Source organism: Streptomyces sp. NPDC002671, from assembly GCF_053592475.1.
This window is the reverse complement of the sequence record NZ_JBSFVU010000023.1, coordinates 65988-88227: the sequence shown is the minus strand read 5'-3', so window position 1 is coordinate 88227 and position 22240 is coordinate 65988. Positions and strand designations below refer to the sequence as shown.

Annotated in this window: 19 protein-coding genes; 14 read left to right on the top strand and 5 right to left on the bottom strand. The window is 71.0% G+C overall.

The genetic code is table 11. The features are described 5' to 3' along the window. Positions 1 to 43 precede the first annotated feature (43 nt). Together ACWD35_RS30900 and ACWD35_RS30895 are read right to left on the bottom strand one after the other, a co-directional pair. Positions 44 to 2458, bottom strand: a complete 2415-nt coding sequence (locus ACWD35_RS30900; RefSeq protein ID WP_451354628.1) for an MFS transporter — start codon at positions 2456 to 2458, stop codon at positions 44 to 46. 154 nt (positions 2459 to 2612) lie between these two features. Then, positions 2613 to 3056 carry an SRPBCC family protein gene (locus tag ACWD35_RS30895; protein ID WP_451354627.1) on the bottom strand — a complete coding sequence of 148 codons (444 nt, stop codon included), beginning with the start codon at positions 3054 to 3056 and terminating at the stop codon, positions 2613 to 2615. Positions 3057 to 3459: 403 nt separating this feature from the next. Between ACWD35_RS30895 and ACWD35_RS30890 the strand changes: the two genes are divergently transcribed. The 3 genes from ACWD35_RS30890 (at position 3460) to ACWD35_RS30880 (ending at position 6090) form a co-directional block, all read left to right on the top strand. Further along, positions 3460 to 5022, top strand: coding sequence for an alpha/beta hydrolase (locus ACWD35_RS30890; protein WP_451354626.1), 1563 nt, complete (start codon positions 3460 to 3462; stop codon positions 5020 to 5022). Positions 5023 to 5137: 115 nt separating this feature from the next. Next, positions 5138 to 5536: a RidA family protein gene (locus tag ACWD35_RS30885; RefSeq protein WP_451354625.1), complete on the top strand. Its 399-nt coding sequence runs from the start codon at positions 5138 to 5140 to the stop codon at positions 5534 to 5536. After that, a complete protein-coding gene (locus tag ACWD35_RS30880; RefSeq protein ID WP_451354624.1) occupies positions 5533 to 6090 on the top strand; it encodes an N-acetyltransferase family protein in 558 nt (185 codons plus the stop codon). The genes ACWD35_RS30885 and ACWD35_RS30880 overlap by 4 nt, the downstream gene beginning before the upstream one ends. Before the next feature lie 11 nt (positions 6091 to 6101). On the opposite strand, the gene ACWD35_RS30875 is transcribed toward ACWD35_RS30880, so the two are convergent. Continuing rightward, positions 6102 to 6683 carry an adenylosuccinate lyase gene (locus ACWD35_RS30875; protein WP_451354623.1) on the bottom strand — a complete coding sequence of 194 codons (582 nt, stop codon included), beginning with the start codon at positions 6681 to 6683 and terminating at the stop codon, positions 6102 to 6104. Positions 6684 to 7091: 408 nt separating this feature from the next. On the opposite strand from ACWD35_RS30875, the gene ACWD35_RS30870 reads away from it, so the two are divergent. The 9 genes from ACWD35_RS30870 to pssA all read left to right on the top strand — a co-directional run bounded on the left by ACWD35_RS30870 (position 7092) and on the right by pssA (position 18070). Then, positions 7092 to 8897 (top strand): 3-hydroxyacyl-CoA dehydrogenase family protein, encoded by a 1806-nt coding sequence (locus ACWD35_RS30870; protein ID WP_451354622.1) that lies wholly within the window; start codon positions 7092 to 7094, stop codon positions 8895 to 8897. Positions 8898 to 9057: 160 nt separating this feature from the next. After that, positions 9058 to 9879 carry a TetR family transcriptional regulator gene (locus ACWD35_RS30865; protein WP_451354621.1) on the top strand — a complete coding sequence of 274 codons (822 nt, stop codon included), beginning with the start codon at positions 9058 to 9060 and terminating at the stop codon, positions 9877 to 9879. A gap of 443 nt (positions 9880 to 10322) precedes the next feature. After that, a complete protein-coding gene (ccrA, locus tag ACWD35_RS30860) occupies positions 10323 to 11660 on the top strand; it encodes a crotonyl-CoA carboxylase/reductase (RefSeq protein ID WP_451354686.1) in 1338 nt (445 codons plus the stop codon). Between the two features lie 18 nt (positions 11661 to 11678). Further along, the gene (locus ACWD35_RS30855; protein WP_451354620.1) at positions 11679 to 13706 is read left to right on the top strand and encodes a protein meaA; all 2028 of its coding nucleotides are present in this window, start codon (positions 11679 to 11681) and stop codon (positions 13704 to 13706) included. Further along, on the top strand, positions 13703 to 14665 hold the full coding sequence (locus tag ACWD35_RS30850; RefSeq protein ID WP_451354619.1) for an HpcH/HpaI aldolase/citrate lyase family protein: 963 nt from the start codon (positions 13703 to 13705) through the stop codon (positions 14663 to 14665). Before ACWD35_RS30855 ends, ACWD35_RS30850 begins: the two co-directional genes overlap by 4 nt. 15 nt (positions 14666 to 14680) lie before the next feature. Further along, positions 14681 to 15193 (top strand): MaoC family dehydratase, encoded by a 513-nt coding sequence (locus ACWD35_RS30845; protein WP_019757884.1) that lies wholly within the window; start codon positions 14681 to 14683, stop codon positions 15191 to 15193. A 3-nt stretch (positions 15194 to 15196) separates the two neighbouring features. Further along, positions 15197 to 16402, top strand: a complete 1206-nt coding sequence (locus tag ACWD35_RS30840; protein WP_451354618.1) for an acyl-CoA dehydrogenase family protein — start codon at positions 15197 to 15199, stop codon at positions 16400 to 16402. A gap of 170 nt (positions 16403 to 16572) precedes the next feature. After that, the gene (locus ACWD35_RS30835; protein WP_451354617.1) at positions 16573 to 17229 is read left to right on the top strand and encodes a phosphatidylserine decarboxylase; all 657 of its coding nucleotides are present in this window, start codon (positions 16573 to 16575) and stop codon (positions 17227 to 17229) included. Further along, entirely contained in the window at positions 17216 to 18070 is an 855-nt protein-coding gene (gene pssA / locus ACWD35_RS30830) for a CDP-diacylglycerol--serine O-phosphatidyltransferase (RefSeq protein WP_451354616.1), read from the top strand. The genes ACWD35_RS30835 and pssA overlap by 14 nt, the downstream gene beginning before the upstream one ends. 174 nt (positions 18071 to 18244) lie before the next feature. Here pssA and ACWD35_RS30825 read toward each other — a convergent pair whose 3' ends face one another. Continuing rightward, positions 18245 to 19381: a glycerate kinase gene (locus ACWD35_RS30825; protein WP_451354615.1), complete on the bottom strand. Its 1137-nt coding sequence runs from the start codon at positions 19379 to 19381 to the stop codon at positions 18245 to 18247. 164 nt (positions 19382 to 19545) lie between these two features. Between ACWD35_RS30825 and ACWD35_RS30820 the strand changes: the two genes are divergently transcribed. Both ACWD35_RS30820 and ACWD35_RS30815 read left to right on the top strand, forming a co-directional pair. Further along, positions 19546 to 20649, top strand: a complete 1104-nt coding sequence (locus tag ACWD35_RS30820) for an ADP-ribosylglycohydrolase family protein (RefSeq protein WP_451354614.1) — start codon at positions 19546 to 19548, stop codon at positions 20647 to 20649. A 28-nt stretch (positions 20650 to 20677) separates the two neighbouring features. Continuing rightward, on the top strand, positions 20678 to 21172 hold the full coding sequence (locus tag ACWD35_RS30815) for an NUDIX domain-containing protein (protein ID WP_451354613.1): 495 nt from the start codon (positions 20678 to 20680) through the stop codon (positions 21170 to 21172). A 20-nt stretch (positions 21173 to 21192) separates the two neighbouring features. Here the strand turns inward: ACWD35_RS30815 and gap are convergent, their stop codons facing one another. Further along, positions 21193 to 22197 carry a type I glyceraldehyde-3-phosphate dehydrogenase gene (gap, locus tag ACWD35_RS30810; protein ID WP_451354612.1) on the bottom strand — a complete coding sequence of 335 codons (1005 nt, stop codon included), beginning with the start codon at positions 22195 to 22197 and terminating at the stop codon, positions 21193 to 21195. Positions 22198 to 22240 lie beyond the last annotated feature (43 nt).

Here is a 22240-nt window from a genome sequence, read left to right as displayed (position 1 = left end):
GGCACGCGGCCCGGTACCGGACGGGTGCCCCCGGGCGGGACGGTCAGTCCTCGTGCCCCAGTTGGAGGTCCCGTTCGGTGCGTCCGCCGCCCGCGACCTGGAGGACGGTGGCGACCGGCGGGTAGCCGGCGGCGATGACGGTGTACTCGCCGGAGGAGAGGTCCACGAACCGGAATGTTCCGTCGGCTGCGGTGGTGAGGGTGTCCACGACGTTCCCGGCGGCGTCGAGCAGGGTCACGCGCGCGTCCTCCACGGGGCGTCCGCCGCCGGCGCGGACGGTGCCCTTGAGCACGGCGCCGCCCGCGAGTTCGACGTCCTGGCGGGTCTCCCGGGAGGCCTGGACGCTGACGGGGAGGGCGGCGGGCCGGAAGGCGGGAGCGCTGGCGGCGAGGGTGTACTCGCCGGCGACCAGTTCGGAGATGACGTAGCCGCCCTCACGGCCGCTGCGGGTGGCGGCGACGACCTCGCCGTGGACGTTGGTGAGGGTGACGGTGGCGTCCCGTACGGGCGTGCCGTCGGCGGTGAGCACGGTGCCGGCGAGGCGTCCGGCGCCGCCGAGGACGACGTCGAGTTCGACGGGCCGTTCGCCGACGGTGACGGCGACGGCCTGCGGCTGGTGGCCGCCGGCAGCGGCGATCAGGACGTACGAGCCGGAGCCGGGGGTGGCGAGGGCGTACCGTCCGTCGTCGCCGCTCGCGCCCCGGCCGATCTGCTGTCCGGCGACGTCGATGAGGGTGAGCGCCGCGCGGGGCACCACGGTCCCGTCGGGGTGCTGCACCGTGCCGCAGACGGGGATTCCGCCGGCGTACGGCGAACGGGCCTGCGGGACGGAGGCGTTCACCGGCAGCTGCGTGGTCTCCGGGTCGGTGGCGGGGGCGTTGTGGGACACCAGCGGTTTCTCCTTGAGGAAGAAGGCGATGAGCAGGCCGAGGACGAGCACCGGGACGAAGTAGAGGAAGATCCGGGGCATCGCGTCGGCGTAGGCGCGGATGTAGGCCTCGCGCAGCGCCGGGGGCAGGGCGTGGACGAGCTGCGGCGTGAGGGAGTCTGCGTCGGGCAGCCCGCTGCCCGCGCGCGCGGGCAGTTGCCGGTGCAGGGCGTCGGTGAGGCGGCCCGAGAAGAGGGTGCCGAAGACTGCGGCGCCGACGCTGCCGCCGATCTGGCGGAAGTAGTTGTTGGCGCTGGTGGCGGTGCCGAGGTCGGCGGGGCGTACGGAGTTCTGCACGGCGAGGACCAGGACGGGCATCACCATGCCGATGCCGGCGCCGAGGACGGCCATCCAGATGCTGTACTGGAGGCGGGACGTGTCGGCTTCGAGCCGGGACAGCAGCCACATGCCGGCGGTGGCGACGGCGCAGCCGAGCACCGGGAAGATCTTGTAGCGGCCGGTGCGGCTGATGAGCTGTCCGCACAGGACCGAGGCGCCGACGATGCCGGCCATCATGGGCAGCATCAGCAGTCCGGAGCCGGTGGCGCTGGCCCCGTCGACCATCTGCAGGAAGGTCGGCAGATAGCTGGCGGCGCCGAACAGGGCGACGCCGATCACCAGGCCGACCAGACCGGTGATGTTGAAGACGGAGTCCCTGAACAGCCTGAGCGGGATGAGGGGTTCGGCGGCGAAGCGCTCGACGACGAGGAAGAGGACGGTGGCGGCGAGGGCGCCCGCGCCGAGCCCGAGGATCTGCTTGGAGCCCCAGGCGTAGTCGGTGCCGCCCCAACTGGTCAGCAGCACCAGGCAGGTGGACGCGGCGGCCAGCAGCAGCGCGCCGAGCACGTCGAGGCGGGCGCGGGCCCGCTTCTTGGGCAGTTTGAGGACGACGGTGACGACGGCCAGGGTGACCAGGCCCAAGGGCACGTTGACGTAGAAGCACCAGCGCCAGGAGAGGTGGTCGGTGAAGTAGCCGCCGAGCAGAGGGCCTGCGACGGAGGCGAGGCCGAAGGCGGCGCCGATCAGGCCCATGTACCGGCCGCGCTCCCGGGGCGGCACGATGTCGGCGATGATGGCCTGCACGCCGATCATGAGGCCGCCCGCGCCGACGCCCTGGAGGGCGCGGAAGGCGATCATCTGGTCCATGCTCTGGGCCCGGCCGGCGAGCGCGGAGCCGATGACGAAGACCAGGATCGCGAACTGGAAGACGCCTTTGCGGCCGACGAGGTCGCCGAGTTTGCCGTAGACGGGCAGGCCGATGGTGGAGGTGAGCAGGTAGGCGGTGATCGCCCAGGACATTTTGTCCAGGCCGTGCAGCTCGCCGACGATCTTCGGCAGCGCGGTGGCGACGATCATCTGGTCCAGTGCCGCGAGGAGCAGCGCGAGCATGAGCCCGAAGAAGACCAGCCGCACCCGGCGCGGGCCGAGTCCGGCGGCCGGGGCGGGGGTTGGCGGCGGTGGTACGACGGTCTCCTGCGCCGTTGCCGGTGTCACGACCGGCGTGACCTCCACCAGAGTCGTCCCGCCCACGTACCGCTCCCCTCGTCGCGCCTGTTGCACAATTCCCGCGTAAGACGACAACTGCGAACAAGTGCGGCGAGTTACGGCATGGCCCGGGGCGGGCGGGAGATCCACTCGAACCGGTGAAGGGGACCAACGCCCCCTCACCGGGCGGCTCTTGGGCCTACTTCTCGACCTCGGCAGCGAGCTTGGCGAGGACGGCGTCGTAGATCCGGGCGAGGCCCTTGGGCGCGAAGGTCCTCTCGAAGAAGCCGCCGATGCCGCCGGCGCCCTTCCAGGTGGTGGTGACGGTGACCCGGGACCTGCCCTCGCCGGCCGGGGTGACGCGCCAGGTGGTGACCATGGAGGAGTTGCGGTCCTTCTCGACCAGCTCGCCGTCGGTGGGCTCGGTGACCTCCAGGAGGCAGTCGCGCACCCGCTTGCTGGTGGCCTGGAGCTTCCAGTGGACGAGGGTGCCCTCGCCGTCGCCGCCCTCGCGCACCTCGTACTCGCTGAACTGCTCGGGCAGCACCCTGCCGCGCGTGCCGGTGTAATCGGCGAGGGCGTCGAACACCTTCTCCGCGTCCGCCGCGACGACCCGCTCTGTAGTGGCCTCGACCTGCGCCATTCGTTCCTCCAGGACCTGATTGCTCGGGGTTGTACAAAGCCAACCACCCCGGCACCCGGCCGCCCAAATCGGGGTCGCACAAAGGTCGCACGAAGGTCGCACCGGGTTCGCACGCGGGTCGTACGCCGGTCGCACGATAAGGGGAAGAGATGTTCCGTTCTGTGCGGCAGTGCCACCGAGGAGGCGTCCTGCGCCGGGGAGAACCTCACCGTGGAGTCCGGCGGCAGCACGCGGGATGAGCCGCACACTCCGAGAGCGTTCGAGGGCATCCCCTGGACCCCATTGCGTCAAGCAATCGGGTCAAGTATTGCCGTATCGGGTTCTTCAGGGTCCCGATCCCGGGACGATGCGGCCAGAACCGTGGCCCTCGCGGTTCGCACCACCCTCCGTCCCGGGAGAACGTATGAGAACACGCGCAGCCCTGCTGTGCGCTGCCGCCGCGGTGCTGGCGGGCTCGGTCGCGGCCGTCCCGGCGGGGGCGACGGCCACCGCCCCGGCACCGAAGCTCGGCTGGAAGAAGTGCGGCACCATCGACTACCCGACCCTCCAGTGCGCGTCCCTGTCGGTGCCGCTGGACCACGCGCACCCGGACGGCCGGCGGATCACCCTCGCCGTGTCGCGCGTCCCGCACACCGCGAAGAACTCCCTGGGTCCGCTGCTGGTCAACCCCGGCGGCCCCGGCGGCAGCGGGCTCACGCTCGCCGGGTTCGTCGCCTCGACCCTGCCCAAGAAGGTGGCAACCCGCTACGACGTCATCGGCTTCGACCCGCGCGGGGTCGGCAAGAGCTCGCCCGCCCTCAACTGCTCCGCGGGCCATTTCAAGCCCGTCCGCCCCGACACCGTGCCCCTCACGCCCGCGCTGGAGCAGGCCAACCTGAAGCGCGCCCAGTCCTTCGCCGCCGCCTGCGGCAAGAAGTACGCGGACGTGCTGCCGTTCATGGACACCGTCAGCGCGGTCCGGGACATGGACGCCGTCCGCCAGGCCCTCGGCGCCCCGCGCATCAGCTACTTCGGCTACTCCTACGGCACCTACCTCGGCGCGGTCTACGCGAAGCTGTACCCCGGGCGCGTGCACCGCCTGGTGCTGGACTCGGTCGTGGACCCGACCGGCGTCTGGTACGGCGACAACGTCGGCCAGGACTACGCCTTCAACGACCGCCACCGTGCGCTGATGGCGTGGATCGCCAAGTACGACACGACGTTCCGGCTCGGCAAGGACCCCGAGAAGATCGAGGCCAAGTGGTACGCGATGCGGGCGGCCCTGGCCAAGCGGCCGGCCGGCGGCGAGGTCGGCGCCTCCGAGCTGGAGGACACCTTCATCCCGGGCGGCTACTTCAACGGCTACTGGCCCTACCTCGCAGACGCGTTCGCGGCCTACGTCAACGACAAGGACCCCCAGCCGCTGGTGGAGGTGTACGAGAACTTCGGCGCCGTGAACGGCTCCGGCGACAACGGCTACAGCGTGTACGCGGCGGTGCAGTGCCGGGACACCGCCTGGCGCCGGGACTGGAACCGGTGGCGCACGGACACTTGGCGGGTGTACGCGAAGGCGCCCTTCATGGCCTGGAACAACGCCTGGTACAACGCGCCGTGCGCGTTCTGGCCGACCGGCGCGCTGAAGCGCGTGAACATCGCCAACGGCAAGCTGCCGCCGGCCCTGCTGTTCCAGGCGACCGACGACGCGGCCACCCCGTTCCTGGGCGGGGTGACGACCCATCGGCTGCTGGCCCGCTCCAGCCTGGTGGTCGAGGACGGCGGCGGCAACCACGGCATCACGCTGAGCGGCAACGCCTGCCTCGACGGGTACCTGTCGGCCTACCTGTCCGACGGGAAGCTCCCGCACGGCAACGGCGAGGCCGACGCCGTCTGCCCGAAGTCGCCCGACCCGAGGCCGATCGCGAAGAAGGCGGCGTCGACGACGTCGCGCGGCTCGGCCCTGCACGGCCTGCTCGGCTTCCGCGGCTGAGCGACGCATGCCGGGCCGCACTCCAGGCCGCCTGACGGGCCGTCCGCCTGGCCGTGTGCCAGGCTTCTGACGGCCTGCCGGGGGCGTTGTCAGTGCCATGGTCCACCATGGATCCATGACCGAACCGACACGGATCCCCGCCCCCGACGGCGTCGCCCCCGCGGCCCAGTACAGCCATGTGGTCACCGCGACCGGCCGTTTCGTCGCCGTCTCCGGCCAGCTCGCCCTGGACGAGCACGGCAAGCTGGTCGGGGAGGGTGATCCGGCGGCCCAGGCCCACCAGGTCTTCGAGAACCTGCGGCGCTGCCTGGCCGCGGCGGGCGCCGGCTTCGCCGACGTCGTCAAACTGACCTACTTCGTCACGGACATGGCGTGCATGCCGGCGATCCGCGCGGCCCGCGCCGCGCACATACCCGACGACCGCCTCCCGGCCGCCTCCGCCGTGCAGGTGGCCGGGCTGGTGGCGCCGGAGTTCCTCATGGAGGTCGAGGCGATCGCCGTGGTGGCCGCATGACCTCCTCGGCGGTCCGGGTCCGGGCCATGACCCTGGCCGACTGCGACCGGGTCTCCGAGATCCGCATCCGTGGCTGGCAGAGCGCCTACCGGGGGATGGTGCCGCAGTCGTACCTGGACGCGCTCAGCGTGGAGCAGGACGCCGAGCGGCGGCGCGCACGGTTCCAGGAGAACGACGGCAGCGTGGTGAACCTGGTGGCCGTGGGGGCACCTCCCAGGCCTTTAGGGCACTGGGGGAGGGGCGGCGAGGTCCTCGGCTGGGCGGCGTACGGGCCGCACCGGGACGGTGAAGCGCTCACCGGCGACGCCGAGTTGTACGCGATCTACGTGGACCCGGCGCACCTCGGCGGCGGGATCGGGCGGGCGCTGCTCACCGAGTCGGTCGCGGGGTGCTCGGCGTACCCGCGCATGCTGCTGTGGGTCCTGAAGGAGAACGCGCCCGCGCGACGCTTCTACGAGCACGCCGGATTCAGCCCGGACGGGGCCGAGGAGTCCTTCGAGACGGACGGGGTGCCCGTGCACGAGGTGCGGTACGCCAGGGCGCTGGGCGGCTGACCCGGCCGGGGTCAGCCGCGCCTCTGCTCCGGGATCCGGGCCAGCGCGTGCACCGCGGCCTCGGCGAGCGCCGGGTGGGCGAGGGCCTCGTTCAGGACGCGCCGGGCGCGTTCGTCGCCGAGCGCGCCGAGGCCGTCCACGCAGGCGAGGGCCACCCGGCGGTACGGGTCGTGCGGGTGCAGCCGCCGTTCCAGGGTGGTGATCAGCGCGGGCACGGACTCCGGGGCGCGCAGGGCGACCAGGAGCCGTACGGGGTGCAGGGCGTAGGCCACGCGCAGTTCGTTGGTGGCGAGGGCGGCGGCGGCTCGGGCCGTGCGCGGATCGCCGAGGCGGGCCAGGGCGTGGGCGGCGGCGGCGCAGCGGGGCGGGTCGCGGTGGTTGAGCAGCAGCACCAGCGCCTCGAAGGCGCGCCGGTCACCGGCGACGCCGAGCCGGAACGCGGCCAACTCCCTGGCCCACAGCGGCTGTCCGGGCGCGGTGAGCAGGTCCGCGAGGGTGTCGTGGTCCTCGGTCGCCAGCAGGCGGTCGAACGCCGCCGTGCCGCGCGACTCCTGCCGTAAGCGCTCCGTGAGCGCTCGCAACTCTTCGTCCACGGTCTCAGCGTAGGCGGGGCGCGCCGCTTGAGGGAGCTACGTCACAGACTCGAGTGGAACTCAGGTCTGGCGCGCTCGTTACCGGCGGGTTAAGCTCATACGAGCGAGTAACCCTCTCGCATTTCCGCTGACGACGGTTTGGTGACGCAGCCGTCGTCGGGGGCACTTCCCACGCCCTTGAGGCAGTGGGGGGTCAGTCGGTTCGGTACATCAGTACCGCAGTACGACCCGGCTCCGGGACAGGGCCGGTCGGTTCGAGCCGCTCCCGGGCGTGTGCACGCCCGTGGTGCCGGTACCGGGCGTGTGCGCTTGCAGCCCGGCAACACCCGCACTTCTTCACGCCCGTGGTGCTCCTTCGGTGCACCCGGTGCGCTCCTCGTCGTCACCCTCATTCCCTGGAGTCCCGCGATGGCCACTCCCCTGTCCGACACCCCCCTGTCCCCGCTCAAGACCGTTGCCGTCGTCGGCCTCGGCACCATGGGCACCGGCATCACCGAGGTCCTCGCGAAGGCCGGCCGCGATGTGATCGGCATCGACATCAGCGAGGCCCAGGCCGCGAAGTCGCTCGCCGCGCTGGAGGCCTCCACCGCCCGCGCCGTGGAGCGTGGCCGGCTGACCGAGCAGGAGCGCGCCGACGCCCTGGCCCGGGTGCGCACTTCCACCGATCTGCAGGCGGCGGCCGACGCCGACCTCGTCATCGAGGTGGCCCCGGAGTCGTACGAGATCAAGCAGCAGATCTTCCGTGAACTGGATGGCATCGTCCGCCGCGACACGATCCTCGCGACCGGCACCAACGCCCTGTCCGTGACCCGCCTGGCGGCCGACGCGGCCCACCCGGAGCGCGTGCTCGGCCTGCACTTCTTCAACCCGGCGCCGGCCATGAAGCTGGTCGAGGTCGTCTCCTCGGTGCTGACCGCGCCGCAGGCCGTCGCGGCGGTCACGGGTCTGGCGATCGAGCTGGGCAAGGAGCCGGTCGCGGTCGGCGACCGCCCCGGGTTCGTCGCGGACGGGCTGCTGTTCGGCTACCTCAACCAGGCCGCCGCGATGTACGAGGCCCGGTACGCCTCCCGCGAGGACATCGACGCGGCGATGCGGCTCGGCTGCGGCCTGCCGATGGGCCCCCTCGCACTGCTGGACCTGATCGGCATCGACACCGCGCGCAGGGTCCTGGAGGCCATGTACTCCGAGTCCGGTGACCGGCTGCACGCCCCCGCGCCGATCCTGGGGCAGCTCAGCGAGGCCGGGCTGACCGGCCGCAAGGCGGGCCGTGGTTTCTACACGTACGAGGCGCCGGGCAGTGCCACGGTCGTGCCGGACGCCCTGACCCCGGCCGCCGGCGGCACCGAGTCCGCCGGCCGTGCCGTCCGCTCCGTCGGCGTCGCCGGCTCGGGCACCATGGCCTCGGGCATCGCCGAGGTGTTCGCCAAGGCCGGGTACGAGGTCGTCCTCGCCGCCCGCAGCCAGGAGAAGGCCGAGGCCGCCAAGGCCCGTATCGGCAAGTCGCTTTCGCGCTCTGTCGACAAGGGCCGGATGACCGCCGAGGCCGCCGCCCAGACCCTGGGCCTGATCACCCCGGCGGGCTCCTACGACGCGTTCGCCGACGTCGACCTCGCGGTCGAGGCGGTCGCCGAGGACCTGGCGGTCAAGCAGCAGCTGTTCGCGGCGCTGGACAAGGTGTGCAAGCCGGGCGCGGTCCTGGCCACCACGACCTCCTCGCTGCCCGTGGTCGCCTGCGCCCGTGCCACCTCGCGTCCGCAGGACGTGATCGGCATGCACTTCTTCAACCCGGCCCCGGCCATGAAGCTGGTCGAGGTGGTCCGCACCGTCCTGACGGCGGACGACGTGCACGCGACGGTCCGCGAGGTCTGCCAGAAGATCCGCAAGCACGCGGTGGACTGCGGCGACCGGGCCGGTTTCATCGTGAACGCGCTGCTGTTCCCGTACCTCAACAACGCGATCAAGATGGTCCAGGAGCACTACGCCACACTGGACGACATCGACGCGGCGATGCGGCTCGGCGGCGGCTACCCGATGGGCCCGTTCGAGCTGCTGGACGTGGTCGGCCTGGATGTCTCGCTGGCCATCGAGCAGGTGCTGCACCGCGAGTTCCGCGACCCGGGCCTGGCGCCGGCCCCGCTGCTGGAGCACCTGGTGGCCGCGGGCTGCCTCGGCCGCAAGACCGGCCGCGGCTTCCGCGAGTATGCCCGCCGCTGACGGCGTCGGCGACTGGTTCCGGTCGGAGGCGGACTGGGGCGGGCTGCTCGAACCCGGCGCGTTTCCCCCGCCCGCGCGGCCGGGCACTCCCCCGCCCCGCGAGGGCGGGGGAAACCCCGGACCTGCGCATCGAGCTGCGCACATGCAGTACGTTCGGGTCATGTCCCAGCCCGCCAAGTCCGCACGTACACCAGCCACGCCCGACGCACCGGAAAGTGCCGCAGGCAGTCGCGCCGCCGCCCAGCGGCTGAAAATGCGCCGAGAGCTGGCGGCGGCAGCCATGGAGCTGTTCGCGACCAAGGGGTACGAGGCTACGACCGTCGACGAGATCGCAGCCGCCGCCGGGGTCGCCCGCCGCACCTTCTTCCGCCACTTCCGCTCCAAGGAAGAGGCGATCTTCCCGGACCACGACGACACCCTGATCCGTGCCGAGGCGGTCCTGAACGCCGCCCCGGCGCACGAGCACCCGCTCGACACCGTGTGCCGCGGCATCAAGGAAGTCATGAAGATGTACGCGGCCCGGCCGGAGATCTCGGTCGCCCGCTACAAGCTCACGCGCGAGGTGCCCACCCTGCGCGAGGCCGAGATCGCCTCGGTCGCCCGCTACGAGCGCCTGTTCACCCGCTATCTGCTCGGCCACTTCGACGAGCACGCACATGCCGACGACGCCAACGACGACCCGCTGCTGGCCGAGGTCGCCGCCTCCGCGGTGGTCACGGCGCACAACCACGTCCTCAGGCGCTGGCTGCGCGCGGGCGGCCAGGGCGATGTCGAGGCTCAGCTCGACCACGCCTTCGCCATCGTCCGCAAGACCTTCGGCACCGGGATCGGGGCCGGCCGCGGCCCGGCCGCGGGACCCGCCGCCACCACGTCCCCGGCGACGGTCTCCGCGCAGGGCGAGGTCCTGGTGACGGTCGCCCGCACCGACGCCCCGCTGGACGAGGTCATGCGCACCATCGAGGAGGCTCTGAAGGACCGCTGAGCGGCTCGCGGACCTCGCGAGCGCTGTGACGACGGCCACCCGACCGGGTGGCCGTTTTGGCATGTCAGAGGCCCTTTTCAGGCACATTTAAGAGGCCGTTCGATCGATCATCGCTCATCTGTCAAGTAAAGATTTCACCTGAGCCCAATTCCTGGCACTCAGTGCCTTGCGACCTGACACGCGGTGTCATACGTTGGTGTTGTCCGGGCGGCCGGCACGCAGAGACCGATCGTGTGCCGGCTGTCCCAGCAAGCCCAAGGCCTGCCCGTCCGGACGCCTGCGTCACAGGCAACCTCCGCGCCACAAAGCGCTGCCGAAGCTCCACCCGCCGAACCGACGGCATCTCTTTCACAAAACCCTCAGCAGCAGCATTTCCATCAGCACCGACGAATCCCCAGCGCCCCTCCCTCAGGGCGCTCACCGCCGGAGGCAACACCGTGACCGTGAAGGACATCCTGGACGCGATCCAGTCGAAGGACGCCACGTCCGCCGACTTCGCCGCCCTGCCGCTCCCCGAGTCGTACCGCGCGATCACCGTGCACAAGGACGAGACGGAGATGTTCGCGGGCCTCGAGACCCGCGACAAGGACCCGCGCAAGTCGATCCACCTGGACGAGGTGCCGGTGCCCGAGCTGGGCCCGGGCGAGGCCCTGGTGGCCGTCATGGCCTCCTCGGTCAACTACAACTCCGTGTGGACCTCGATCTTCGAGCCGCTGCCGACCTTCGGGTTCCTGGAGCGCTACGGCAAGCTCTCCGAGCTGACCAAGCGCCACGACCTGCCGTACCACATCATCGGCTCCGACCTCGCGGGCGTCGTCCTGCGCACCGGCCCCGGCGTCAACGCCTGGAACCCCGGTGACGAGGTCGTCGCGCACTGCCTGTCCGTCGAGCTGGAGTCCTCGGACGGCCACAACGACACGATGCTCGACCCCGAGCAGCGCATCTGGGGCTTCGAGACCAACTTCGGCGGCCTCGCCGAGATCGCGCTCGTCAAGTCCAACCAGCTGATGCCGAAGCCCAAGCACCTCAGCTGGGAGGAGGCCGCGGCCCCGGGCCTGGTCAACTCCACCGCCTACCGCCAGCTGGTCTCCCGCAACGGCGCCGGCATGAAGCAGGGCGACAACGTCCTGATCTGGGGCGCGAGCGGCGGACTCGGCTCGTACGCCACGCAGTTCGCGCTCGCGGGCGGCGCCAACCCGATCTGTGTCGTCTCCAGCGACCAGAAGGCGGACATCTGCCGGTCCATGGGCGCCGAGGCGATCATCGACCGCAACGCCGAGGGCTACAAGTTCTGGAAGGACGAGCACACCCAGGACCCGAAGGAGTGGAAGCGCTTCGGCAAGCGCATCCGTGAGCTCACCGGCGGCGAGGACGTCGACATCGTCTTCGAGCACCCGGGCCGCGAGACCTTCGGCGCCTCGGTCTACGTCACCCGCAAGGGCGGCACCATCGTCACCTGCGCCTCGACGTCGGGCTACAACCACGAGTACGACAACCGCTACCTGTGGATGTCCCTGAAGCGGATCATCGGCTCGCACTTCGCCAACTACCGCGAGGCCTGGGAGGCCAACCGGCTCATCGCGAAGGGCAAGATCCATCCGACCCTGTCGAAGGTCTACTCCCTTCAGGAGACCGGCCAGGCCGCCTACGACGTGCACCGCAACCTCCACCAGGGCAAGGTCGGCGTGCTGTGCCTGGCCCCCGAGGAGGGCCTGGGCGTGCGCGACGAGGAGATGCGCGCCAAGCACATCGACGCCATCAACCGTTTCCGTAACATCTGAGGACACCCGAGGTCATAGATGACTGAGCGTCAGAAGGACCGGCCGTGGCTCATGCGCACGTACGCCGGTCACTCCACGGCCGAGGCGTCCAACGAGCTGTACCGGCGCAATCTCGCCAAGGGCCAGACCGGCCTGTCGGTCGCGTTCGACCTGCCGACGCAGACCGGCTACGACTCCGACCACATCCTCGCCCGCGGCGAGGTCGGCCGGGTCGGCGTGCCGGTGGCGCACCTCGGTGACATGCGCCGGCTGTTCCAGGACATCCCCCTGGAGCAGATGAACACCTCGATGACGATCAACGCCACCGCCATGTGGCTGCTGGCGCTCTACCAGGTCGTCGCCGAGGAGCAGGGCGCGGACATCACCAAGCTCCAGGGCACGACCCAGAACGACATCGTCAAGGAGTACCTGTCCCGCGGGACGCACGTCTTCCCGCCGGGGCCCTCGCTCCGCCTGACGACGGACATGATCGCGTACACGGTCTCCCACATCCCGAAGTGGAACCCGATCAACATCTGCAGCTACCACCTGCAGGAGGCCGGGGCCACGCCGGTGCAGGAGATCGCGTACGCGATGTCCACCGCGATCGCCGTCCTCGACGCCGTGCGCGACAGCGGCCAGGTGCCCGAGGAGCGCATGGGCGACGTGGTGGCCCGTATCTCCTTCTTCGTGAACGCGGGCGTCCGCTTCGTCGAGGAGATGTGCAAGATGCGGGCGTTCGGCCGCATCTGGGACAAGGTCACCCGTGAGCGGTACGGCATCGAGGACCCGAAGCAGCGCCGGTTCCGCTACGGCGTCCAGGTCAACTCGCTCGGCCTGACCGAGGCGCAGCCGGAGAACAACGTCCAGCGGATCGTGCTGGAGATGCTGGCGGTGACCCTCTCCAAGGACGCCCGCGCACGTGCCGTCCAGCTGCCCGCCTGGAACGAGGCCCTCGGCCTGCCGCGGCCCTGGGACCAGCAGTGGTCGCTGCGCATCCAGCAGGTCCTCGCGCACGAGAGCGACCTGCTGGAGTACGAGGACATCTTCGACGGCTCGCACGTCATCGAGAAGAAGGTGTCGGCGCTCGTCGAGGAGTCCCTCGCGGAGATCGACCGGATCCAGGAGATGGGCGGCGCGATGGCCGCCGTCGAGTCCGGCTACCTCAAGGCGCAGCTCGTCTCCTCGCACGCCGAGCGGCGGGCGAGGATCGAGTCCGGCCAGGAGAAGATCATCGGCGTCAACATATTCGAGACGACCGAGCCGAACCCGCTCACGGCCGACCTGGACACCGCGATCCAGACGGTCGACCCCGCGGTCGAGGCCCGCGTCATCGGCGCGCTGCAGAACTGGCGCGACACGCGGTACCAGCCGCCCTTCAACCACCCGCGCCCCTGCAAGGCGCTGGAGCGGCTGAAGGAGGCCGCCAAGGGCACCGGCAACCTGATGGAGGCCACGCTGGAGTGCGCCCGCGCCGGGGTCACCACCGGCGAGTGGGCGGGCGCCCTGCGCGAGGTGTTCGGCGAGTACCGGGCGCCCACCGGGGTCTCCTCGGCGCCCGTGGCCGTCCCCGCCGAGGCGGGCTCGCCGCTGGCCGAGGTCCGCGCCAAGGTGGACGCCACCGCCCGCGACCTGGGCGCCGGCAAGCTGCGCTTCCTGGTCGGCAAGCCGGGCCTGGACGGGCACTCCAACGGCGCCGAGCAGATCGCGGTCCGCGCGCGGGACGCCGGCTTCGAGGTGGTCTACCAGGGCATCCGGCTCACCCCGGAGCAGATCGTGGACGCGGCCCTGGCCGAGGACGTCCACGCGGTGGGCCTGTCGATCCTGTCCGGCTCGCACGCCCAGCTCGTTCCGGACGTGCTGGAACGCCTCCGTGTGGCCGGTGCCACAGATATACCGGTGATCGCCGGTGGCATCATCCCGAATGGTGACGCCGAAGAGCTGCGAGCCGCCGGAGTGGCCGCGGTCTTCACACCGAAGGACTTCGACATCACCGGAATCATCGGCCGCATCGTCGACGAGATCCGGAAAGCGAACAAGCTCGACCCCCTGGAGGTCCCCGCATGACGACCGTCAACCGCCTTCGCCCGCGGCGCTCCTGCCTGGCTGTACCGGGCTCGAACCCGCGCTTCCTCGAGAAAGCGCAGGGCCTCCCGGCGGACCAGGTCTTCCTCGACCTGGAGGACGCGTGCGCCCCGCTCGCCAAGCCCGAGGCGCGGCACACCATCGTCAAGTTCCTCAACGAGGGCGACTGGACGGGCAAGACGCGCGTGGTGCGCGTCAACGACTGGACGACCGAGTGGACGTACCGCGATGTCGTCACCGTCGTCGAGGGCGCCGGCCAGAACCTCGACTGCATCATGCTGCCGAAGGTGCAGACCGCCGAGCAGATCGTCGCCCTGGACCTGCTGCTGACGCAGATCGAGAAGACCATGGGCTTCGAGGTCGGCAAGATCGGCATCGAGGCGCAGATCGAGAACGCGCAGGGCCTGAACAACGTCAACGCGATCGCGCAGGCCTCCCCGCGCGTCGAGACGATCATCTTCGGCCCGGCCGACTTCATGGCCTCCATCAACATGAAGTCGCTGGTCGTGGGTGAGCAGCCGCCCGGCTACCCGGCGGACGCCTACCACTACATCCTGATGAAGATCCTGATGGCCGCCCGCGCCAACAACCTCCAGGCGATCGACGGCCCCTACCTGCAGATCCGCAACCAGGAGGGCTACCGCGCGGTCGCGCAGCGCGCCGCGGCCCTCGGCTTCGACGGCAAGTGGGTGCTCCACCCGGACCAGGTCGCCGCCGCGAACGAGATCTTCTCGCCCTCGCAGGAGGACTTCGACCACGCCGAGCTGATCCTGGACGCGTACGACTACTACACGTCCGAGGCGGGCGGCAAGAAGGGCTCCGCGATGCTCGGCGACGAGATGATCGACGAGGCCAGCCGCAAGATGGCCCTGGTCATCTCCGGCAAGGGCCGCGCCGCCGGCATGCAGCGCACCAGCAAGTTCGAGATCCCCGCCAGCTAAGGAGCCCTGAGCGCGATGCAGTTCGGACGCACCTACGAGGAGTTCGAGGTCGGGGCGACGTACAAGCACTGGCCGGGCAAGACGGTCACGGAGTACGACGACCACCTGTTCTGTCTCCTCACCATGAACCACCACCCGCTCCACATGGACACCAACTATGCGGAGAAGACGACGGACTTCGGGAAGAACGTCGTCGTCGGGAACTACATCTACTCGCTGCTCCTCGGCATGTCCGTGCCGGACATCTCCGGCAAGGCGATCGCCAACCTGGAGATCGAGTCGCTCAAGCACGTGGCGCCGACCTTCCACGGCGACACGATCTACGGCGAGACGACCGTGCTCGACAAGTGGCCGTCGAAGTCGAAGAACGACCGCGGCATCGTCTACGTCGAGACCAAGGGCTACAAGCAGGACGGCACGCTGGTCTGCGTGTTCCGCCGCAAGGTCATGGTGCCCACCGAGACGTACATCAAGGAGCGCGGCGGCGAGCAGCCCGGCCGCCCGGAACTGAAGCAGCAGGAGAAGTAGGCCATGGCCCGTCTCGCCCAGACCGCCGGTCTGACCGACGTCCAGCAGGAGATCCTCTCCACCGTCCGGGACTTTGTCGACAAGGAGATCATTCCTGTCGCGACGGAGCTGGAACACCGTGACGAGTACCCGCAGCAGATCGTGGACGGCCTGAAGGAACTCGGCCTGTTCGGTCTGATGATCCCCGAGGAGTACGGGGGCCTGGGCGAGTCGCTGCTCACCTACGCGCTGTGCGTGGAGGAGATCGCCCGCGGCTGGATGTCGGTGTCCGGCATCATCAACACCCACTTCATCGTCGCGTACATGCTCAAGCAGCACGGGACGCAGGAGCAGAAGGACCACTTCCTTCCGAGGATGGCGGCCGGTGACATCCGGGGCGCCTTCTCGATGTCGGAGCCGGCGCTGGGCTCCGATGTGTCGGCGATCACGTCGAAGGCGGTCAAGGACGGCGACGAGTACGTCCTGACCGGCCAGAAGATGTGGCTGACGAACGGCGGTACGTCGTCCCTGGTGGCCGTTCTGGTCCGAAGTGACGAAGGACACCCCGAGGGCACGGCCCCGCACAAGTCGATGACGACCTTCCTGGTCGAGAAGGAGCCCGGCTTCGGCGAGGTCCGCCCCGGCCTCACCATCCCGGGCAAGATCGACAAGATGGGCTACAAGGGTGTCGACACCACCGAGCTGATCATGGACGGCCTGCGCATTCCGGCCGACCGGGTGCTCGGCGGCGTCACCGGCCGGGGTTTTTACCAAATGATGGACGGCGTCGAGGTCGGCCGCGTCAACGTGGCGGCGCGTGGCTGCGGTGTCGCTCAGCGTGCCTTCGAACTGGGCGTACAGTATGCCCAGCAGCGGCACACCTTCGGCAAGCCGATCGCCCAGCACCAGGCCATTCAGTTCAAGCTGGCGGAAATGGCCACCAAGGTCGAGGCCGCGCATGCCATGATGGTCAACGCAGCACGCAAAAAGGACTCCGGGGAACGAAACGACCTTGAGGCTGGGATGGCGAAGTACCTCGCCTCCGAGTACTGCAAGGAGGTCGTGGAGGATGCCTTCCGGATCCACGGCGGCTACGGCTTCTCCAAGGAGTACGAGATCGAGCGCCTCTACCGCGAGGCTCCGATGCTGCTCATCGGTGAAGGTACCGCCGAGATCCAGAAAATGATCATCGGGCGCAGGTTGCTCGAAGAGTATCGGTTCCAGGGCTGATTGTCCGGAAACGGGGTGTTTTCTTCGAGAAGAAGATCACACCCCGTAGGCACTCTTCAGCCGCCGACTCGGCTTCCTGGCTTGCCCAGTTGTAGCCCGCGACCGGTACGATCCCGGGAAAGCCGCCGTCCCCCATCGAAGCGCGGCATCGTCCGCTACGAAGGTCATCCATGCCCCACAGCCAAACCTCTGCACCTCGCGACAGCCTGGCCGGCGTACGCCTCGCGCGCGGAGCATCGCCGTGGCTTCTCCCGACCGTCGCCACCGCAGCCCTCAGCCTGGCCCGGGCCCGCCGCTCCGGCGCCGCCAAGGCCGTCGCCGTGCCCGCCACCGCGCTCGCCGCGGGCATGCTGTGGTTCTTCCGCGACCCCGAGCGCGAGATCGCCCAGGGCCGGGTCATCTCGCCCGCCGACGGTGTGGTGCAGAGCATCATGCCGTGGAAGGACGGCCGCACCCGCGTCGCGATCTTCATGAGCCCGCTCAATGTCCACGTCAACCGCGCGCCCCTCGCGGGCACGGTGACGTCGGTCGAGCACATCCCCGGCGGCTTTGTTCCGGCTTTCAACAAGGAGAGCGAGAACAACGAGCGCGTAGTCTGGCATTTCGATACCGAACTCGGCGACATCGAGATGATCCAGATCGCCGGCGCGGTGGCCCGTCGCATCGTGCCGTACGTGCCCCAGGGCACCAAGGTCGAGCAGGGTGACCGCATCGGTCTGATCCGCTTCGGCTCGCGTGTCGACATCTACCTGCCCGAGGGCGTGGAGGTCGCGGTCGAGGTCGGGCAGAAGACCGTGGCTGGGGTGACTCGCATTGACCGTGACTGATCCGGAGACACAGGCGGGCTGGGTGCCCGAGGCCGACGAGGTCGACGAAGAGGAGGAGATGCCCCTCTCTCTCCGCCTCTCGATAGCGGACACCCTCACGCTCGGCAACGCCACGTGCGGCTTCATGGCGGTGTACTTCACCACCACCGGCATCCTGATCCCGCACCTCACGGGCGACCAGGAGACGGGCATGGCCCGGCACAGCGCGGCCACCGCGGTCATCCTGATGCTCTGCGCGGCCGTGTTCGACCTGTTCGACGGCCTGGTGGCCCGCAAGCTGCGCTCGTCGCCGATGGGCGCGGAGCTGGACAATCTCTCGGACCTGATCAGCTTCGGCCTGGCGCCGGCGTACTTCGTTCTCGTCTACGGCATGGTCGCGGACGACGCGCACCAGAAAATGGCGGCGCTCGGGGCAATCGTGGTGCTCTTGGCCGTCGTCCTGCGCCTGGCGCGCTTCTCGTGCGTGACACCGCCGAACGGCATGTTCCAGGGCATGCCCTCGCCGTTCGGCGCGCTGACCGTCGTCTCGATCGTGCTGCTGGAGCTGCCCTTCGTGGCGACGCTGCTGGCGATCGTGGGCACGGCCTGGCTGATGGTGAGCCGGGTCGAGTACCCGAAGCCGAGGGGGCGCCTCGCCGGGGCGATGCTCGCCTGGATCGTCCTGTCCATGGGCCTCCTGGCCGCCTGGGCCTTGGACGCCCCGAGCGGCCAGCTGCTCCTCCAGACCGGCTGCGCGCTGCAGCTGGTCATGGGCGCGGTGATCCCGCTGTTCGCCACGGCCCGCCGGGTGAACAACTTCCGCGACAACCGCCGGGAGGCGCGGGCGGCCCAGCTGCCCTAGCCTCAGCACCGGCACCGACGGGTGTGGCCCGAGCCTCCATGGCTCGGGCCACACCCGTTTTGCGTATCAGCTGCCTCCGGTTCCTGCCGAGCCGCGGACGGCACGCACGAGGGCGTGCCGCGCCACCGGAGCAGCAGGGGCGCCCGGTCCGCCGAGCGCCCTCCGCCCTCCCCCTCAGCCCAGGCGGTCCTCGGCGATCCTGGCGGCGACCCGCTCCAGGATCGGCCCGGCGTCCGCGATGCACTTCGCCACGTCCGGCTCGACCTCCGTCAGCGGGTACGCCCGCCGGATCCCGGCCCGCTCCAGCGCCGCGGGCTCCAGCGCCAGCCGCCCGCACACCGCGACGACCTCCTTGCCCGCGGCCCGGGAGGCGGCGGCGACCCCCGCGGGGGCCTTGCCGTGCAGGGTCTGCTCGTCCAGGGAGCCCTCGCCGGTGATCACCAGGTCGGCCCGGTCCAGCGCCGGCGCGAAGCCCAGGACGTCCAGCATGACCTCGATGCCGGGGCGGAAGCGGGCGCCCAGCAGGAGGGCGCCGTAGCCGATGCCGCCCGCCGCGCCCGCGCCCGGCGCCGCCGCGTACTCGGCGGCACGCGGCCCCACGGACGCCTCCAGGACCTCGGCGAAGTGCGCGAGGGCCGCGTCCAGGGTGTCCACGTCGTCCGGCGAGGCCCCCTTCTGCGGGCCGTAGATCGCGGGCGCGCCCTTGGGGCCGGTCAGCGGGTTGTCGACGTCGCTGGCGAGGATCAGCTCGACGGAGGACAGGCGGGGGTCCAGGCCCGACAGGTCGGCGCTCGCCACACCGGCGAGACCGCCGCCGCCCGGCGGCACCGGCTCGCCCTTGTCGTCCAGGAAGCGCGCGCCCAGCGCGGCCAGCATCCCGGCGCCGCCGTCGGTCGTGGCGCTGCCGCCCACGCCGAACACGATCGTCCGCGCGCCCGCGTCCAGCGCGGCCCGCAGCAGCTCCCCGGAGCCGTATGTCGAGGCCGTGAGCGGCGCGAAGACACCGGCCGGCAGCCGCTGCAGGCCGCTCGCCTCCGCCATCTCCACGACCGCCGTGTCGCCGCGCAGCGCGAACGCGGCCGTGACCTCCTGCCCGAGCGGCCCGGTGACCCGGAGCTCGCGGCGTTCGAACCCGGCCGCGACGGCCGCGTCGACCGTGCCGTCGCCGCCGTCGGCGACCGGCAGGGCCTCGACCTCGACGCCCGGCACGACCCGGCGCAGCCCGGCCGTCACCCGCTCCGCGACCTGTACGGCCGTCAGCGAGCCCTTGAACTTGTCCGCGGCGATGAGCACCCGACGGGTCTCGTTCACTGCAGCGTCCGCCACCTTGCTTTCCCCTTGCTCTCCGGGCCCCGCGCACGTCAGGGCCAGTCGCGCCGCTGCGACCATAGCCGGAGGACGCCCCCGCCGTCATGCACCGACCGCAGGCTGGTCAGCCCCTGCGCGCCGGCCGGGAAAACGGGTAGACCCCAGCCATGAGCACCCAGCACGCCGCGCCGGTTCTCGCCGGGCGGCATCTCACCGGGCCGGAGCTCGCCGACCGCGTCCACGGCGGATGGCTCGGCCGGATCGCCGGCAACATGCTCGGCAAGCCGGTCGAGCAGGGCGAGGTGTGGACCCGCGAGCGCATCGACCGCTATCTGCGGCAGGCCGCCGCCCTGCCCCTCACCGACTACCTGCCGGAGCCCGGCGACCCGGCCGACCGAGCCGTGCTGCGCCCCGAGTGGCGCGAGTGCGTGCGCGGCAGGATCCACGGCAGCTGCCGGGACGACGACGTCGACTACGCGATCCTCGGCCTGGACCTGCTGGAGACCCACGGCTTCGGCTTCAGCACCGAGCAGGTCGGCGCCCTGTGGCTGCTGCGGCTGCCGTACCTGCAGACCTTCACCGCGGAACGGGCGGCGTACCGCAACCTCGCGAACGGGCTGAAGCCGCCGCTGACGGCGACGTACGACAACCCGTACCAGGAGTGGATCGGCGCCCTGATCCGCGCCGACGTGCACGGCTGGACCCGCCCCGGCGACCCGCTGGGCGCGGCCGGGCAGGCCCGCCGGGACGCGGTGCTCTCCCACACCGGCAACGGCGTCTACGGCGCGATGTGGGCCGCCGCGCTGATCGCGGCGGCGTTCACCGCCCCGACCGTGCGCGACGCGCTTCAGAGCGCGCTCGGGGTGATCCCGGCGAGCAGCCGCCTGGCGCGGACCGTGCGCCGGGTGATGACGCTGCACCAGACCCGCCTGCCCTGGGAGGAGACCCTGGCCACGGTGTCCGCGGAGACCGCCGGGCTCGGCTGGATCCACACCGTGCCGAACGCGGCCGTCCTCACCGCGGGGCTGCTGTACGGCGACGACGACTTCACCCGCACCCTCGCCCTGACCGTGCGCGGCGGCCTGGACACCGACTCCAACGGGGCGACGGCGGGCTCGGTGGCCGGGGTGCGCACCGGCGCGGCGGCCGTCCCGGCCCAGTGGCGGGACCCGCTGGAGGACACGGTCCGCAGCGCGGTGTTCGGTTTCGACGGGGTACGGATCAGCGCGCTGGCCGAACGCACGGTGCGCCTGGTGACGGACGCGCCGTAGCGCCGCGCCGTCTGGTTACCCTTCCTCAATGACCACGACCCAGGACTTCGCCTCGTACATCGCCGGCCTCCCCCGCGTCCTCGCCGGTGCCGCCGCCCTCTTCCGGGACGCCGAGGGACGCGTGCTGCTCGTCGAGCCCAACTACCGTGAGGGCTGGGCACTTCCGGGCGGCACGATCGAGTCGGACGACGGCGAGACGCCCCGCCAGGGGGCGCGCCGCGAGACGCTGGAGGAGATCGGCCTCGACCGGGAACCGGGCCGGCTGCTGGCCGTGGACTGGGTCCTCGGCGCGGGCCGGCCGCCGCTGGTGGCGTACGTGTACGACGGTGGTGTCCTCGCCGACGCCGACCTCAAGGCCATCCGCCTGCAGGAGGAGGAGCTGCTGTCCTGGCGCCTGGTCCCCCGCGAGGAGATCACCGACCACCTCCTCGGCGCCCTCGGCAGCCGTGTCCTCGCCGCGCTGGACGTCCTGACGGAGGGCTCGGGCACGGCGGAGCTGGAGAACGGCCACCGGGTGGCCTGAGCGGCCGGCCCGGCCGGTGTTCAGAGAGTGGCGCCGATCAGCAGGGCGAGGTCGACCAGGCGGTTGGAGTAGCCCCACTCGTTGTCGTACCAGCCGACGACCTTGACCTGGCCGTCGGTGACACGGGTGAGCTCGGCGTCGAAGACGCAGGAGGCGGGGTCGCCGACGATGTCGGTGCTGACGAGCGGGGCCTCGGTGTAGGACAGCAGGCCCTTGTAGGCGCCGGCGGCGGCCTCGGCGTACGCCTCCTTGACCTCCTCGACGCTGGTGCGCCGGCTCGGGGTGACGGTCAGGTCGGTGACGGAGCCGGTGGGCACGGGCACGCGGAGCGCGAACGCGTCCAGCCTGCCCGCCAGTTCGGGCAGCACCAGGCCGATGGCCTTGGCGGCGCCGCTGGAGGTCGGCACGATGTTGAGGCCCGCGGCGCGCGCCCGGCGCAGGTCCTTGTGGGGCGCGTCCTGGAGGTTCTGGTCCTGGGTGTAGGCGTGGACGGTGGTCATCATGCCCGCCTCGATGCCCACGCTCTCGTGCAGCACCTTGGCCAGCACGGCAAGGCAGTTGGTGGTGCAGGAGGCGTTGGAGACGATGGCGTGGCGCTCGGGGTCGTAGGCGTCCTCGTTCACGCCGAGCACCACCGTGATGTCCTCGCCGCTGGCCGGGGCCGCGATCACGACCTTCTTCGCGCCGCCGTCGAGGTGCGCGCGGGCACGGGCGGCGTCGGTGAAGACGCCGGTGGACTCGATCACGATGTCCACGCCGAGGTCGCCCCAGGGCAGCGCGCCCGGGTCGCGCTCGGCGAGCACCCTGACCGTACGGCTGCCCACGCGGATGGCGTCCGGCTCCGCGGCGACCTCCTCCGGGAACCGGCCGAGGATCGAGTCGTGGGCGAGCAGATGGGCCATCGTGGGAACGTCGCCGAGGTCGTTGACGGCGACGATCTCCAGCTCTGAGCCGCGGGCGGCGACCGCGCGGAACACGTTGCGGCCGATGCGTCCAAAACCGTTGATGCCGATGCGCACAGTCATGGTTGTGTCCCTTTCGGAGGTGGGACGACGCGCCGTTGCGCCG

Excerpts from the sequence above, each read along its gene's own strand:
- ACWD35_RS30895 (WP_451354627.1), bottom strand. The coding sequence starts at position 3,056 with ATGGCGCAGGTCGAGGCCACTACAGAGCGGGTCGTCGCGGCGGACGCG.
- ACWD35_RS30890 (WP_451354626.1), top strand. The coding sequence starts at position 3,460 with ATGAGAACACGCGCAGCCCTGCTGTGCGCTGCCGCCGCGGTGCTGGCG.
- ACWD35_RS30885 (WP_451354625.1), top strand. The coding sequence starts at position 5,138 with ATGACCGAACCGACACGGATCCCCGCCCCCGACGGCGTCGCCCCCGCG.
- ACWD35_RS30880 (WP_451354624.1), top strand. The coding sequence starts at position 5,533 with ATGACCTCCTCGGCGGTCCGGGTCCGGGCCATGACCCTGGCCGACTGC.
- ACWD35_RS30870 (WP_451354622.1), top strand. The coding sequence starts at position 7,092 with ATGGCCACTCCCCTGTCCGACACCCCCCTGTCCCCGCTCAAGACCGTT.
- ACWD35_RS30865 (WP_451354621.1), top strand. The coding sequence starts at position 9,058 with ATGTCCCAGCCCGCCAAGTCCGCACGTACACCAGCCACGCCCGACGCA.
- ACWD35_RS30855 (WP_451354620.1), top strand. The coding sequence starts at position 11,679 with ATGACTGAGCGTCAGAAGGACCGGCCGTGGCTCATGCGCACGTACGCC.
- ACWD35_RS30850 (WP_451354619.1), top strand. The coding sequence starts at position 13,703 with ATGACGACCGTCAACCGCCTTCGCCCGCGGCGCTCCTGCCTGGCTGTA.
- ACWD35_RS30845 (WP_019757884.1), top strand. The coding sequence starts at position 14,681 with ATGCAGTTCGGACGCACCTACGAGGAGTTCGAGGTCGGGGCGACGTAC.
- ACWD35_RS30840 (WP_451354618.1), top strand. The coding sequence starts at position 15,197 with ATGGCCCGTCTCGCCCAGACCGCCGGTCTGACCGACGTCCAGCAGGAG.
- ACWD35_RS30835 (WP_451354617.1), top strand. The coding sequence starts at position 16,573 with ATGCCCCACAGCCAAACCTCTGCACCTCGCGACAGCCTGGCCGGCGTA.
- ACWD35_RS30820 (WP_451354614.1), top strand. The coding sequence starts at position 19,546 with ATGAGCACCCAGCACGCCGCGCCGGTTCTCGCCGGGCGGCATCTCACC.
- ACWD35_RS30815 (WP_451354613.1), top strand. The coding sequence starts at position 20,678 with ATGACCACGACCCAGGACTTCGCCTCGTACATCGCCGGCCTCCCCCGC.
- gap (WP_451354612.1), bottom strand. The coding sequence starts at position 22,197 with ATGACTGTGCGCATCGGCATCAACGGTTTTGGACGCATCGGCCGCAAC.